Source organism: Mesorhizobium qingshengii, assembly GCF_900103325.1.
Taxonomy (GTDB): Bacteria; Pseudomonadota; Alphaproteobacteria; order Rhizobiales; family Rhizobiaceae; genus Mesorhizobium; species Mesorhizobium qingshengii.
In genome coordinates this window covers 706,149-720,676 of sequence record NZ_FMXM01000002.1, presented here as the reverse complement: position 1 = coordinate 720,676, position 14,528 = coordinate 706,149, and the positions used below count along the sequence as shown (strand labels likewise).

General features: G+C 66.9%; 14 protein-coding genes. 1 reads left to right on the top strand and 13 read right to left on the bottom strand.

What is annotated here, in order from left to right:
- Nucleotides 1-21: 21 nt before the first annotated feature.
- From BLS48_RS34800 to cbiE, 8 genes are all read right to left on the bottom strand, one after another.
- On the bottom strand, nucleotides 22-279 hold the full coding sequence (locus tag BLS48_RS34800) for a hypothetical protein (protein WP_143019382.1): 258 nt from the start codon (nucleotides 277-279) through the stop codon (nucleotides 22-24).
- Nucleotides 280-371: 92 nt separating this feature from the next.
- The gene (gene cobT / locus BLS48_RS03580; RefSeq protein ID WP_091575570.1) at nucleotides 372-1,382 is read right to left on the bottom strand and encodes a nicotinate-nucleotide--dimethylbenzimidazole phosphoribosyltransferase; all 1,011 of its coding nucleotides are present in this window, start codon (nucleotides 1,380-1,382) and stop codon (nucleotides 372-374) included.
- A gap of 39 nt (nucleotides 1,383-1,421) precedes the next feature.
- Nucleotides 1,422-2,195, bottom strand: a complete 774-nt coding sequence (locus BLS48_RS03575) for an adenosylcobinamide-GDP ribazoletransferase (protein WP_425284650.1) — start codon at nucleotides 2,193-2,195, stop codon at nucleotides 1,422-1,424.
- Between the two features lie 48 nt (nucleotides 2,196-2,243).
- Nucleotides 2,244-3,557, bottom strand: a complete 1,314-nt coding sequence (locus BLS48_RS03570) for a cobyrinic acid a,c-diamide synthase CobB (protein WP_091575568.1) — start codon at nucleotides 3,555-3,557, stop codon at nucleotides 2,244-2,246.
- Nucleotides 3,554-4,372, bottom strand: a complete 819-nt coding sequence (gene cobA / locus BLS48_RS03565) for a uroporphyrinogen-III C-methyltransferase (RefSeq protein ID WP_091575567.1) — start codon at nucleotides 4,370-4,372, stop codon at nucleotides 3,554-3,556. The genes BLS48_RS03570 and cobA overlap by 4 nt, the downstream gene beginning before the upstream one ends.
- Complete coding sequence (cobM, locus tag BLS48_RS03560; protein ID WP_091575566.1) at nucleotides 4,369-5,133, bottom strand: precorrin-4 C(11)-methyltransferase; 765 nt, start codon at nucleotides 5,131-5,133, stop codon at nucleotides 4,369-4,371. Before cobM ends, cobA begins: the two co-directional genes overlap by 4 nt.
- Nucleotides 5,130-5,516: a cobalamin biosynthesis protein gene (locus tag BLS48_RS03555; RefSeq protein ID WP_091575672.1), complete on the bottom strand. Its 387-nt coding sequence runs from the start codon at nucleotides 5,514-5,516 to the stop codon at nucleotides 5,130-5,132. The genes cobM and BLS48_RS03555 overlap by 4 nt, the downstream gene beginning before the upstream one ends.
- Nucleotides 5,513-6,754, bottom strand: coding sequence for a precorrin-6y C5,15-methyltransferase (decarboxylating) subunit CbiE (cbiE, locus tag BLS48_RS03550; RefSeq protein ID WP_091575565.1), 1,242 nt, complete (start codon nucleotides 6,752-6,754; stop codon nucleotides 5,513-5,515). The genes BLS48_RS03555 and cbiE overlap by 4 nt, the downstream gene beginning before the upstream one ends.
- 1 nt (nucleotide 6,755) lies before the next feature.
- Between cbiE and BLS48_RS03545 the strand changes: the two genes are divergently transcribed.
- Nucleotides 6,756-7,499, top strand: coding sequence for a cobalt-precorrin-6A reductase (locus BLS48_RS03545; RefSeq protein ID WP_091575671.1), 744 nt, complete (start codon nucleotides 6,756-6,758; stop codon nucleotides 7,497-7,499).
- Here the strand turns inward: BLS48_RS03545 and BLS48_RS03540 are convergent.
- The 5 genes from BLS48_RS03540 to BLS48_RS03520 are packed head-to-tail and all read right to left on the bottom strand — an operon-like array spanning nucleotide 7,487 to nucleotide 14,523.
- Nucleotides 7,487-8,251: a precorrin-3B C(17)-methyltransferase gene (locus BLS48_RS03540; protein ID WP_091575564.1), complete on the bottom strand. Its 765-nt coding sequence runs from the start codon at nucleotides 8,249-8,251 to the stop codon at nucleotides 7,487-7,489. The two genes, BLS48_RS03545 and BLS48_RS03540, sit on opposite strands and share 13 nt — an antisense overlap.
- Nucleotides 8,248-9,006 (bottom strand): precorrin-2 C(20)-methyltransferase, encoded by a 759-nt coding sequence (locus BLS48_RS03535; protein ID WP_091575563.1) that lies wholly within the window; start codon nucleotides 9,004-9,006, stop codon nucleotides 8,248-8,250. Before BLS48_RS03535 ends, BLS48_RS03540 begins: the two co-directional genes overlap by 4 nt.
- Entirely contained in the window at nucleotides 9,003-9,635 is a 633-nt protein-coding gene (locus tag BLS48_RS03530; protein WP_091575562.1) for a precorrin-8X methylmutase, read from the bottom strand. The genes BLS48_RS03535 and BLS48_RS03530 overlap by 4 nt, the downstream gene beginning before the upstream one ends.
- A 2-nt stretch (nucleotides 9,636-9,637) precedes the next feature.
- On the bottom strand, nucleotides 9,638-10,981 hold the full coding sequence (gene cobG / locus BLS48_RS03525) for a precorrin-3B synthase (RefSeq protein ID WP_091575561.1): 1,344 nt from the start codon (nucleotides 10,979-10,981) through the stop codon (nucleotides 9,638-9,640).
- The gene (locus BLS48_RS03520) at nucleotides 10,978-14,523 is read right to left on the bottom strand and encodes a cobaltochelatase subunit CobN (RefSeq protein ID WP_091575560.1); all 3,546 of its coding nucleotides are present in this window, start codon (nucleotides 14,521-14,523) and stop codon (nucleotides 10,978-10,980) included. The genes cobG and BLS48_RS03520 overlap by 4 nt, the downstream gene beginning before the upstream one ends.
- Nucleotides 14,524-14,528 lie beyond the last annotated feature (5 nt).

Below are 14,528 nucleotides of genomic sequence, written 5' to 3'. Positions count from 1 at the left end.
TACCTTGGCGCTCATGGCAATCTATCTGCGTCCAAAAATGCGGCTTAGAGATCTGCCGAACCGAAAAGCAAAGTTCTTTTCTACGCTTGTAGCTTCGTCGGCATCATTTCCGCCTTTTCCGCCCGAAAAATCGCTGATGAGCCACCAGAAGAAAACCAGGAAAACTAAGAAAATCGCAGTGTCGATCGGGCCGTAGCTGGAGTATCCGCTGCGCCGAATCACAAGAGCAAGCACTACGGCCATAGCCACAGCAGCGGCGGCGGGATGAAGTTTTTTCATCCGCCAAATCTATTCGAGAATCACCGCAAGCGGAAGATGCCACGCTCTGTGATGAGAGCGGCTTTGCCGACCGAAGGGGGCGAAGTCTGGAGCTACTTCTCCGAGACCCCCGCCTCGGCAAAGCTCGCCATCCTCGCATGGCACTCCAGCGCCGAGCGGACGATGTTGACGGCGAGGCAGGCGCCGGAGCCTTCGCCGAGCCGCATGCCGAGATCGAGCAGAGGCGGCAGGTCGAGGGCTTCGAGCAAGCCGCGGTGACCCGATTCGGCCGAGACATGGGCTGATATGGTGTGGGCGAGGCCGGCCGGGTGCAGCTTTGCCAGCGGCGCGGCGGCGGCGGTGCAGACGAAGCCGTCGAGCAAGACGGGTATGCCCAAGTGGCGGGCGGCCAGCGTGGCGCCGAAGATGGCGGCGAGTTCGCGTCCGCCAAGCGCGGCGGCGATGCCAAGCGGATCGGCAAGGACAGCGGCGTGGCGCTTCAGGCCGGCTTCGATGGCGACCACCTTGCGCTTCAGGCCGGCGTCATCGACGCCGGTGCCGCGTCCGGTCCATTTTTCCGCACCGCCGCCGAACAGGGCGGCTGAAATGGCGGCTGCCGGCGTGGTGTTGCCGATGCCCATCTCGCCGAAGCAGATGAGGTCGAGGTCCTTCGTCACCGCGTCGTAGCCGGCAGAGACGGCGGCGAGGAAGGCCTTGTCATCCATTGCCGGCACTTGCGTGAAGTCGCCGGTGAGATGATCGAGGTCGAGCGGGATGACGTCGAGTTCGGCGCCGGCGATGCGGGCTAGCTGGTTGATCGCCGCACCGCCGCCAGCGAAATTCGCCACCATCTGCACGGTGACCTCAGAAGGATAGGCCGACACGCCTTGCGCGGTGACGCCATGGTTGCCTGCGAAGACGAAAACCTTCACCCGGTCGAGCCTGGGCATATCGCGGCCCTGCCAGCGCGCCAGCCACGCGGCGATTGTTTCCAGCCGGCCGAGGCTGCCTTGCGGCTTGGTCAGCGTGTCCTGGCGGCGAGCGACGGCAGTTGCGGCGGCATCGCTGCCGGCGGGCAGGTCGAGGCAGGCGGCGCGCAGTTCATCGAGTGATTTGAAGGGCATGGGGGCAACGTCTCCGAAAGGGAATCAGACCAAAGGGAATTAGGAAAGGGCTACGGAAGCGACAAGCAGCACGGCGACTTCGCTCACCTGCTGCAAGGCGCCGATCGTGTCGCCGGTCTGGCCGCCAATCTGGTTGAGGCAAAGGGCGCGGAACGCGGCAAACAGCAGGCCAAGCAGGATGAGCGCGAAGACCGCACCACCGAGCCCCAGCAAGAGGAGCGGGATCGCGCCCAGCACAGCGCCGGCGATGGCGGTTTCAGCAGCGACGGCGCCAGCGCCGGCAGAGAGGCCTTCGGACCGCGCGGAGGGCAAGAGATGCATGAAGGAGCCGAGCACGCCACGCGAGGACGCGTGTGCGGCCGCGAGGGCGAAGAGGGCTTGTGTGGGGTCGACGAATTCCGAAAGCGCGCTCCAGCGGATCAGCAGCGACAGGGCCAGCGCCGCAGCACCATAGGCGCCGATGCGGCTGTCGCGCATGATCTCGAGTTTCCGGCCGCGCGAGTTGCCGCCGCCGAAGCCGTCCGCGACATCGGAAAGCCCGTCTTCATGCAGGCAGCCGGTGGTGGTGAGGGTTGCCGCAAGGGCAAGGGCTGCCGCCGGGCCCATGGCAAGGCCAAACCTCTCCGCCGTGGCGTAGACGATCGCGCCGATCAGCCCGATGGCGAGGCCAGCGACCGGTGCGGCCCAGATCGCGGCGGCAAGGCCGCGGCCGCGAAAATCGAAGACGGGCAACGGCAGGCGGGTGAAGAAGACCAGGCAGAGCGCGATATCATCGAGGATCTGCCTGGGCGAAAGGCTCATGTTCTGGAACATGAGTCGGATCTTTTCCGAAAACCGATTGCCACTTTTCGGGATCATGCTCTAGCCCCTCGCAATGGCGTGGAAGAAGGTGCCGCTGACATGGCCACGCCGGTAGCCAGAGGCACCGATCGGATTGCTCTGGCCATCGGCGAGGTCGGCCAGCGGGTCGTCGTTCCCGGTCGCGGTCATTTGCGCATAGTGGAATTCGTGGCCGCGGATCAGTGCGCCCTGCGCGCCCAGCGGGCAATCGGCGCGCAGCCGCGCCTCGCGGTAGCCGAGATTCATCTTGCGCTTCGCGAAGCTGGTGGAATGGCCGAGCAGGCCGAGCATCGTGTGCGTCTCGGAAGCGGCATCCTCCAGCGCTTCGCCGAGCACCATGAAGCCACCGCACTCGCCATGGATTGGCTTCGCCGCGGCGAATCTTGCCATGCCGGTTTTGAAGTTCCCCGCCGCCGCAAGCCGGCCGGCGTGAAGCTCGGGATAGCCGCCTGGCAGCCAGCAGACGTCGCAGTCGTCAGCAGGTGCCTCGTCGGCGAGCGGCGAGAACGGTACGATCTCGGCACCGGCCTTGCGCCAATAGGCTGCGACATGCGGATAGAGGAAGGTGAAGGCGGCATCCTCGGCCAGCGCAATCCGTTGGCCTGGCGGCGCCAGCGCGTCGTCGAAGGCGCCTTCTGCCGGGGTGAGGGGCGTTGCCAGCGCCATGATGGCATCGAGATCGAGCGATTTTTCCGCCATGTCGGCCAGCCGGTCTAGATGCGCCATCAGATCATCATATTCGCCGGCCTGGACGAGGCCGAGGTGGCGCTCGGGCAGGTTGAGCGTGGGATCGCGCAGGATGGCGCCGACGACCGGCAGGCCGAGTGCCTCGATGGCGTCGCCGGACAGCCGGCGGTGGCGCTCGCTGCCCAGCCGGTTCAGCACCACGCCGGCCATGCGAACGTCCGGGTCGTAGGTGGCAAAGCCCTTGGCGACGGCAGCCGCCGTGGTCGACTGGCCGGAAACGTCAAGCACCAGCAGCACCGGCAGGCCGTAGAGCCGGGCGAGATCGGCGGCAGAGCCGGTGCGCCCCGGCGAGGCCGGAATGCCGTCGAACAGGCCCATGGCGCTTTCGAGGATGACGAAATCGGTATCGTCGGCCGCTTGCGCGGCGAGCGCGTTGAGCAGCGATGGCGGCATCGCCCAACTGTCGAGATTGACGCCAGACAAGCCCGTGGCGGCAGTATGAAAACCGGGGTCTATGTAATCGGGACCGGATTTGGCGCCGCGCACTTTCAGGCCGCGTCGGGTCAGCGCGCGCAAGATGCCGATGGTGACGCTGGTCTTACCCGAGCCGGAGCGCGGCGCGCCGATAATGATGGCACGGGCCGTCATGTCTGGCCCGCCAGTGCCGCGCGCATGGCTACGATGCCACCGACGACGATCAGCGCCGGCGAGGCCAGCCCGGCGGCGGCCGCTTCCTCGGCAATGGTGGCGAGCGTGGCGACGACGGTTCGTTCCTGCGGCGTGGTCGCGGCGACGATCACTGCCGCCGGCGTCGATGGCGCCAGCCCACCGTCAAGCAGGGCCGCGGCGATCAGGGGCAAATTGGCCATGCCCATATAGACCACAACAGGCTGGCCGGTGCGGGCGATTGCCGCCCAGTCGATGTCGTCGTCGGTGCCGGCGGCGTGGCCGGTTGCCAGGATCACCGCCTTGTTGATGCCGCGCATGGTGGCCGGGATGCCGGTGGCAGCAAGCGCGCTGAGGCCCGAGGTCAGGCCGGGCAGGACGCGGAACGGGATACCTTCCCGCGCCAGCGCCAGCGCCTCTTCGCCGCCACGGCCGAAAATATAGGGATCGCCGCCCTTCAGCCTGACGACGCGGCGGCCGTCGCGCGCCAGTCGGACCAGCAGTGCCGTGATGTCGTCCTGTTTCATCGATGGCTTGCCGCCGCGCTTGCCAGCAAAGAAAAGCTCGGCATTTTCCGCAACGGCGACGACATCGGGGGAGACCAGCGCGTCGTAGACCAGCGCATCCGTTTCGGCCAAAGCCGCCAGCACTTCCAGCGTCAGGCAGCCGGGGTCGCCGGGGCCGGCACCGGCCAGCCAGACATGGCCCGGCTCAAGCGGGCGTGGCTTGAAGTTCAGCCGCGCGAGCGCCTGTTCGAGCGTGGCGTTTTCGCCCTTGTTATTGGTGCTGCCGCTCACAATCCGTCCCGTCCGCGAAAACGCCGCTGGTAATGGGCGTCGTACAATGAACTCTCGCCAAAACCTTCCGCCGCCAGCGAACGGCCGACGAAGATGATCGCCGTGCGCTCCATCGGGTCGGCGGCGAGCTGCGCCTCGATCGTTTCCAATGTTCCCGTCATCACGCGCTCGTCCGGCCAGGAGGCACGGAAGACGATCGCGACCGGGCAATCGCCGCCATAGTGCGGCGTCAGCTCGGCGACGACGCGATCGATCGCGTGGATGGCCAGATGAATGGCCAGCGTGGCGCCGGTGCGTCCGAAGCCGGCCAGCGTTTCGCCGGGGGGCATCTTCGAGGCGCGGCCGGAGACGCGGGTCAGCACCAGGCTTTGCGCGACTTCGGGAATGGTCAGTTCGCGGCGAAGCGCTGCGGCCGCGGCGGCGAAGGAAGGGACGCCCGGCGTCAACGTGTAGGGAATGCCATGCTTTTCCAGCCGGCGGATTTGCTCGGCAACAGCGCTCCACACCGACAGGTCACCGGAATGCAGGCGGGCGACATCATGGCCGGCCCTGTGGGCATCGAGATACGCGGCCTCGATCTCGTCGAGCGACATCGGCGCGGTGTCGATCAGTTTTGTCCCCGGCGCGCAGTGCTGCAGCAGTTCAGGCGCGACGATCGACCCGGCATGGAGGCAGACCGGACAGCTTGCCAGCAGCCTCGCGCCGCGCAGCGTGATGAGGTCGGCGGCACCTGGACCGGCGCCGATGAAATGAACGGTCATGGCGCATCTCCGCCGATGGCGATGGCGCAGGTGACCGGACCGAGCACCGTGCGGGGGCCGAGCAGTCTGGCGCCTTTGCCGGCAACGGCAAGGGCGGATGCCTCGGAAACCGATAGTGTTCCGGCCAGATCCTGCGACAGGCTGGAGCGGCTGAATGTGGCTGATGCGGCAGCCTCGGTCGCGGCCGCATCGGCGACGATGACCGGAAGATTGAGCCGATGTCCGGCGGCAAAAATGGCCTTTTCGTCCTGCTTCAGAGGAACGGTCGCCAAGGCAGACAGCGCCGTCATCGTCAGGCCATGCGCTTCGACAGCGGTTTCTATCGCCGCAAGCACGTCCTCGACGCTCACGCCTTTGCGGCTGCCGATGCCCGCGACCATCATGGCTTCACCCAGCTCCATTGCGTGACCGGCATCGCCGGCCGCCATGCCTGCATCGTGCCGACCGGCGACGCGCGGGAAATATTTATGCGGATGAGATCGCCGCCAAGCGAGACGTGACGGGCAAGAAGCAGGGCCTCCATCTCCAGCGTCACCGCATTGGCGACGAGGCGGCCGCCAGTGCGCAGGGCCTTGATGGCGGCGTTCAACACGCCGGTGTCGCTGCCGCCACCGCCGATGAAGATCGCGTCGGGCGTGTCCAGCCTGGCAAGCGCCCTGGGCGCGCTGCCTTCCACCACGACAAGGCCGGGAACGCCACAGGCGGCGGCGTTGCGGCCAATCCGGGCGGCGCGGGTCGGGTCGGCCTCGATGGCGATGGCGCGCATGGAAGGATGAGCGAGCATCCATTCGATGCAGATGGAACCGGAGCCGGCGCCGATGTCCCACAGCAGTTCGCCGCGCCTCGGCGCCAGCGTCGACAGGGTTATCGAGCGGATTTCGCGCTTGGTGATCTGGCCGTCATGGTCGAACAGATGGTCGGCAAGGCCAACCGTGAGCGGCAGGACACGCGCATGCGGATTTGAATCAACTTCGATGGCCAGAACGTTGAGCGGATTGATGTTTTCGAGATCGAAGGCGTCGGCGCGGGCCGTGCGCAGCTTCTCGTTTGGCCCGCCCAGCGCCTCCAGAACCGTCAGCCGCGATGCGCCGAAATCGAGTTCGGCGAGCAGGCGGGCGATTGCCGCCGGCGCTTCGCCATCCGACGTCAGCGCCAATATGCGTGCGTTCGGCTGCAGCAGCGGCCGGATCAGGTCGAGCGGCCGGCCGTGCAATGAGACGGTTTCGATGTCCTGCAGCGCCCAGCCCAGTCGTGCGGCCGCCAGCGAAACGGCCGATGGCGCGGGAATGACACGCATCTCGTGCGGCTCGACCTTGCGGGCGAGGGTAACTCCGACACCGTGGAAGAATGGATCCCCGGAGGCGAGCACGCAGACGCGCCTGCCGGCAAGCGCCAGCACGTCAGCCATCCCGGCATCAAAAGGAACCGGCCAGGCGCGCCGCTCGCCCTTGGCGAAGGAAGCGACAAGCGCCAGGTGCCGCTTGCCGCCGAAGATGACTTCCGCCTCGGCTATCAGTTGCTTGGCCTCGTCGCCGAGACCCGCTAAACCGTCCTCGCCGATGCCGACCACCGTCAGCCATCGTGAGTTGAGCTTGGCACCGCGCGGACCCTCAGCAGGCATGATGACCCACCGTATTCTGATCCTCGGCGGAACCACGGAAGCCCGGCAGCTGGCTGGAATGCTGGCCGCGCGCGACGATCTGTCGGTCACGCTGTCGCTGGCCGGGCGTACCGAAAGCCCGGTGGCACAGGGCGTACCTGTGCGAAGCGGAGGATTTGGCGGCGCCGAAGGACTGGCCATCCATCTCCGAGAAACCGGCACCGATCTGCTGATCGACGCCACGCACCCCTATGCGGCGCAAATCTCCGCCAATGCCGCGCAGGCCGCGCGCGCCACCGGTGTGTCGATCCTTGCCCTGCGGCGCCCCGGCTGGGAGCCTGCCGAAGGCGACCGCTGGACACCGGTCGATACGGTTGGCGATGCCGTGCGAGCGCTTGGGCCGGCGCCACGTCGCGTCTTCCTGGCACTCGGCCGGCAAGAGGTCGCCGCTTTTGAAGCGGCACCCCAGCACCACTATCTCATCCGCAGCGTCGATCCGGTCGAGCCGAAGTTGGCGGTTCCAGATGCGAGCTATCTGTTGGCTCGTGGCCCGTTTGGCGAGACCGAAGAACGCGCACTGCTCGAAAAGCATCACATCGAAATCGTCGTGTCCAAGAACAGCGGCGGCGAAGCGACCTATGGCAAGATCGCCGCGGCGCGGACGCTGGGTATCGAGTTGGTCATGGTGCGCAGGCCTGATCTGCCGGACGTTCCCTCGGCTGAAACCGTCGAAGCGCTGGCCGCGATGGTGGATCATTTTCTCTGACTCGTGGACGAGCGCGGCGTGTAGACCAGAGCCGGCTTCTCGCCGCGCCTGATGATCCGGGTTTCCGGCGAACCGATGATGATGCAGGTCGCCATGTCGGCCTTGCGCGCATCGACGTCGGCCAGCAGATAGACCTCGATGCGCTCGTCCGGGCGGCCTGCGGCGCGGCCGAAAATGACCGGCGTGGTGCCGGGCAGGATCGCGGTCAGGCATTTGAAGGCGCGGCCAAGTTGCCAGGGGCGTGCCTTGCTGATCGGGTTGTAGAGCGCGATGACGAAGCCGGCGCCGGCCGCAGCCAGCAGGCGCAGCTCGATCAAGTCCCACGGCTTCAAATTGTCGGACAGCGAAATGGCGCAGAAATCATGGCCGAGCGGCGCGCCGATGCGCGCGGCGACCGCAAGCATGGCGGTGATGCCGGGCACGACGGCGACATCGACCGCGCGCCATTCGGCCGGGCCGTTCTCGATCGCTTCGCAGACGGCGGCAGCCATGGCGAACACGCCGGGATCGCCACCGGAGACGACGGCGACATCGTGACCTTCGGCTGCTTTCGTCAAAGCGTCCTTGGAGCGGGCGAGTTCCTCGCGGTTGTCGGAGGCGACCCGGGTCTGGTCCGGTCGCAGCTCGAGCCGGTCGAGATAGGGCTTGTAGCCGTAGAAGAACTTTGCCTGCGCCACGGCGCGGCTGGCTTCAGGGGTGACCTGATCGGTATTGCCGGGCCCAAGCCCGATGACGGTGAGACGGCCACTCATGCCTCGGCTCCCAGCGGGCCGGGCCGGCCAGACCAGCCGGCGACCAGCACGATGGCGAAATAGGGGGCCTTGTCGTCCTGCTTGTCGGCAAGCTTCATCGAGATGCTGCCCGGCATCGTGCCGCGCTCGACATAGACGGCACGCGTCAGCTTGCCGGTCGCTTCCAGGGCGCGCCTGATCTTGGGCAGGTTGCGGCCGACCTTCATGATGACGGCGGCATCGGTGTCAGCCAGCCGGCGCGTCAGCTCGAACTCGCTCATCGTGCCCGGCAGCACGGTCAGCACGTCGTCGCCCTGGACGATCGGCAGGCCGGTCGCCGACCAGCAGCCGGACATGGCGGTGATGCCGGGAATGACCTCGGTTGGAAAACGATGAGCCAGGCGCACATGCAGATGCATGTAGGAGCCGTAGAAAAGCGGATCGCCCTCGGAAAGCACGGCAACCATTCGGCCTGCTTCGAGATGCTCGGCGACCTTCTCGGCCGATTCCTCGTAGAAACCGGTGATCTGCGACCGGTAGTCGTCGTGATCCTTGTCGATTTCGGTGGTGACGGGATAGAGCAGCGGCAGTTCCGTCATGCCGGGGCGGAACTGCGCTTCGACGATGGCGCGCGCGTTGCTGTTGTTGCCGCGCTTGGCGAAATAGGCCACGACATCGGCCTCGGCCAGGGCCCGCGCGGCCTTCAGCGTCAACAGTTCGGGGTCGCCGGGACCAGTGCCGACGCCGACGAGACGGCCTTTGGCAAGCGCGTTCACAGGCCAGCCCTCGCCAGCGAATTGAGCGCGGCGGCGGTCATGGCGCTGCCGCCAAGCCGGCCTTGCACAATGGCATAGGGCACGCCGTAGGAATTATCGACCAGCGCATCCTTGGATTCCGCGGCCCCGACGAAGCCGACCGGCATGCCGATGATGGCCGCCGGCTTCGGCGCGCCGTCGCGCAGTTTTTCCAGCAGATAGAAGAGCGCGGTCGGCGCATTGCCGATGGCGACCACCGAACCCGCCATGCGCTCGCCCCAAAGGTCGATCGCGGCGGCCGAACGGGTGTTGCCGATCTCCCTGGCGATTTCGTGCGTGCGCGGGTCGCGCAAGGTGCAGATCACCTCGTTGCCGGCCGGCAGCCGGGCGCGGGTGACGCCATGGGAGACCATTTCCGCATCGCAGAAGATCGGCGCGCCCGCCGAAAGCGCCTTGCGCGCCGCGGCCACGAAATCCGTGGAAAAAACAAAATGCCTGGCGGCTTCGACCTGGCCGCAGGCATGGATCATGCGGATGGCGACATCGGCCTCGGCTTCGGAGAAGCGTGACAGGTCCGCCTCGGCGCGAATGATGGCGAAGGAGCGCTCGTAGATCGCCGTGCCGTCGTGGATGTAGTCGTAGGCGGCCATGCTCATTCCTGTCGGTAAGCCTCGGCGATGCCGGCCGCGCCAAGCCGTGTCAGGCAAGCGGCGGCTGTTTCGCCTGGAAGTCGTGCGCTGCGGATCATCGCCGCGACGCGGCTGACGCCGCGCGCGGCGTCATAGCGCGGCCTGTACCCGGCAGGAAGGGACTTTGCCGTCGCGTTCACGACAAGTCCGGCTCCGTTTTCGTCGCCGACGATGGTCAGCGCCGCCGGGCCGGGGTGGGCGCAGCCCTTGGCGCAGCCGGAAATGTGCAGGGTGAAGTCGAGGATGTCGGCGTTTTCAGCGGCGATCGTCTCCGCAATGTCGCGCGTGGCGATCCGGCCGGATGCGCAGGCCGGCGCGCCGGGGCAAGCGGCAATGCGCGTGCGCGGATCAGAGGCGTCGGTGACGAAGCCGAGGCTGGTGGCTGTGTTTTGAAGGCGCTGATTGGCGGCTGCCGGCTGACCGAGGAAAAGCAGGGCGCGACCCGGGGCGAGGCGGATTTCGGTGGTGCCGAGAGCGAGGGCGCGTTGTGCGAGGCCGATGATCTTGTCGGCGGGCATGCTGCCATAGGGTAGGGCGATGCCGAGGATATTGACATCGCCGGCTAAGGGGAAAAGACCGATCGGTCGGCATTCCTTCGCGCCACCCTCTGTCCTGTCCGGCAGGACAGAGGGTGGCGCGAAGGAATGCCAGCCTGCGAGCGAGGCCAACTGTCGATCCGACAAATCCCGCGTGTGCGCTTCGCGGCCTTTTTCAGCGACCATCCTCAGTGCAGCGACGGCTATCTCTTTAGCGGCATCCGCATCGACCGTTGCCAACACCTTCGCGTTTCGGCCGTCGCCGGCAACCGATACGCTCCAAACGATGTCGTTGTCGGCTCGTACCGCCTTCAGCCGCACATCGGCCATCATCGAACCCAGTCCGAGTTGCCCGCCGCCGTCCACAACGACCGACACTTTCGGGCCGAGCCGTGGCGTGAGCCCAGCTTCTTCAACCGCTACCCGAATTCGTTCAGCCAGCGGGCGCGCATCGGCAATCTCATATCGATCGATGCCCGCCAGCGGCCCGGTCTCGACCTGCAAGCCGGTGCGCACTGCAATGCCCAGCGCATCAACCTCGGTCGCCAGAAGTCGCGCGCTATCCGGTGTCAGGCCGCGTATCTGCAGACTGCCGCGCGCGGTGACTTCCATGATGCCGTTGCCGTGCCGCAGGGCGGATTCGGCCAACCCGATCAACGACTTCGGCGACAATCCTCCAGCGACAGGGTTGAGCCGCACCAGCAGGCCGTCGCCGGTCTGCATAGGGGCTGCCAAAGCGGGGCAGGCGCCACGGCGCGAAAAGGCGTTCATGCTGCTACCTCAAGCGCCTCGGCCTCGGCAATCAGCGCGGCCAGATCGTCGTCGATGGAATTGCGCAAGGGATGCCACAGACCACGTCGGCGCGCCGACAGGAAGCGCCCGGCAATGACCTTCGCGGCGGCTGGGTTTTCGCGCAGGATGAAGGCGCGGACCTCGGGATCACCGACATAGGCGTCGTGCACGGCCTCGATCAGCGTGCCCGGAATGGCGTGGGTGGTTTCGGCGAAGCCGACCAACCGGTCGACCGTTTCGGCGAATTCGGAGGCGCCGCGCGGACCATGTCGCATCTGGCCTGAGATGAAGCGGGGATTGACGGCGCGGGCACGCACGACGCGGGCCACCGCCTCACTGATCGAGCGCGGCTTCGGCTTCTGCGGATCCGTGGTGTCGAGCACGATGACGTCGGCGTTCCTGCCGAGGGCCGCAAGGGCGGCCGAAAAGCCGCCGATAAAGGCGACGTCGGCGGAGCCTTCGAGAATGTCACGGCCGGGGTCGTCGCCGGTGTGGACGAGAAGATCGGCCTCGGCGATGCGGCCCTCGAAGGCGCCGGGCGTCGAGATGCCTTCGCCGCCTTCGCCGCCATAGGCATGCGAGGTGGCGTCGAGATAGGCGCGGCCGATCTCCTCGCGCGCCGCCCAGTCGCCGCTCGACAGCAGATCCTCGACGCCGGCGCCGTAGGTGCCGGGAGAGGTGCCGAAGATGCGTGGGCTGATCTTGCCTTCAGCGCGGGTTCTCGCCGCGAGCGGATTTTCGGAATCCTCCTCGTTGCGGGCGGCAACGGCGTTGGCGGCTGCATCGATCAGCGCGATCTGGGTCGGGAACATGTCGCGGAACAGGCCTGAGATACGCCAGGTGACATCGACGCGCGGGCGGCCAAGCGTGGCCGGCGGCAACACCTCGATGCCGGTGATACGGCCGGTCGCTGAGTCCCATTGCGGCCGGCATCCCATCAGCGCCAGGCCCTGCGCAATCTCCTCGCCACCGGTGCGCAGCGATGCCGAGCCCCAGAGATCGATGACCAGCGAACGCGGCCAGTCGCCATGCGATTGCATGTAGCCGCGCACCACTTCCTCCCCCGCCGCTCGGCCGAGATCATAGGCGGTCGGTGTCGGCATGGTGCGCGGGTCCGAGGTGAACAGGTTGCGGCCGGTTGGCAAAACATCGGAGCGGCCACGTGCGGGTGCTCCGGCCGGACCGGCCTTGACGTGGCGGCCGTCGAGTGCGGCGAGCAATGCCGTCTTTTCGGCGGCCGCACTTTCGCGGCGTATGGCGTCGGGCTCGTCTTCGGGCGAGCGGCCATAGATATGAAGCCCGTCCTTGATGGCGAAATCCTTGAGGTCGCAGAGCCAGGCGTCGATGCGGCGCAAGGCTTCGTCCGGCGCGTCGGTCCTGGCGACCCCGGCTTCGGAGGCGAGGCCGGTCTTTTGCGCGGTTTCGACGATCAGCTTGGCCAGACGATCGCGCCGGCGGCGGTCGAGCCCGTCGGCCTGGGCATATTCGTCGACCAGGCGCTCAAGTCTGTGCTGGTTTTCGTTCAGTCCAGCGCCGATCAGCGGCGGTGGCAGATGGCCAAGGGTGACGGCGGCGATGCGCCGCTTGGCCTGCGCCGCCTCGCCGGGGTTGGAAACGATGAAGGGATAGATCACGGGCAGGGGACCGGTGACGATCTCTGGAAAGCAGTTTTGCGAGAGGGCAACGGTCTTACCCGGCAGCCATTCCAGCGTGCCATGGGCACCGACATGGACAAGCGCATGGACGCCGAGCGATTTGCGCAGCCACAGGCCGAAGGCGATCAGAGCATGGCGCGGCGGCAGCGTCGGGTCGTGATAGTCGGCGCGGCGGTCGGCGGAACGGCCGCGGTCCGGCGCGAGCGCCACGGTGATGTTGCCGAAGGTCGCGGCGCGGAAGGGGAAGCCATTTTCGCCAATTCGCTTTGAAGGCTGGCGTTCCGTCGCGCCCCCCTCTGTCCTGCCGGACATCTCCCCCACTTGGGGGGAGATCGGCAGTTCCGCTGCGGGCTCTCTTTCTGCAGCGCCTAGGATTGGCGAAAGCGGAGATGAGGGCGCAATCTCCCCACCTGTGGGGGAGATGTCCGGCAGGACAGAGGGGGGCGCCTCGTACAAACCTGTTTCACCTTCCGGCTTCCCCCAAGCCGCCTCTACCGCATCGACTGCCGCCCTCGGCAATTCGGTCGAAAAGGAGCGATAGTCCCCCAGCCCCAGCCCGTCATTGCCGCGTTCCAGCAAATCCAGCAGCTCACGCGGCGTTTGTGGAATCCCCTCAACGGCATAGCCCTGTTCCCTGAGGTCATTCAGCATGGCCAGCACGCTGGACGGTACGTCGAGGCCGACGGCATAGCCGGTGCGGCCGGGGGCGCTCGGATAGTCGGGGATGAGAATGGCGAGCTTGCGCTCGGCGCGTGGCGTTCTTTGTAGCTTGATGAAGGCCGCGACACGGTCCGCCACCTGTGCCACGCGGTCGGGCTCCGGCCGGTTGGCGAAGGCGCGGTGACCAAGCGCCGGATCGGTCTCGCTCTCGCCCTTGAAGGAAATCGCGCCGGCAAGGATGCGGCCGTCGAGTTCGGGCAGCACGACATGCATGGCGAGGTCGGCGGGCGCCAGTCCACGCTGGTTGTTCTCCCAGATGTCGCGGCGGGTGGTGGCGACGATGACTTGGAAGACCGGCACCCCGGCGCGGTCGAACAGGGTTTCGATGCCGGGTTCAGCGCCGGAGGCGAAAGCGGTCGCGGTGATGATGGCGGCGGGTTTCAGCGCGGCGAGCGCGGTCTCGACGAACGCCAGCGATACCGGGTCTTTCAGGCTGGCGACGAAGATGGGGGCCGGGCGCATGCCGCGCTGCCGCAGCGCTTCAAAAAGGGCATCGATGGGGGCGACATCGGCGGCGAGCAGCATCGAACGATAGAACAGGATGGGCACGACGTTTCCCTCCCCCTCGAAGGGAAGGCTGCGCTCCATGACGCCATGTCCCGGCTCGTAAAATCCAGCCTTCGGAACCGCGACCGGTTCGGCGACAGCCGCATCCGATCCCGCCAACCGTGCAAGCCGGTGCACCAGCGCGCTCATATTCGCCGGGCCGCCCTCGCGAAAATAGTCGAGCAGGCCGTCGAGCTCTTCGCGCGGCAGGGTCGAGGCCTCGATCAGGCGCAGATCCTCGTCGCGGCACTCGCCGGGCAGCAGCGCCAGTTTCATGCCACGGTCGCGGGCGATCGAGGCAAGCTGGTCGCAGCCATAGCGCCACCAGTCGTAGCCGCCGAGAATGCGAACGAGGATGATTTTGGCGTGGCGGGCGACGCTGTCGACCCAGAGGTCGACGGACATGGGATGGCGCAGGTCACGAAGTGCTGCCAGCCGCATCGAGGGCAGGCGGGCGGCATCCGCCTTCCACGCCGCCGCCAGCCCGGCGAGATCACTGTCGGTGAAGGACAGTGCCACGACGTCCGCCGGCGTCTGCCGCAGATCGACCGGCTCGGCGAGGTCGTCGAGAGAGGCGGAGGTCGTGGTGAGGATGTGCATGGCGT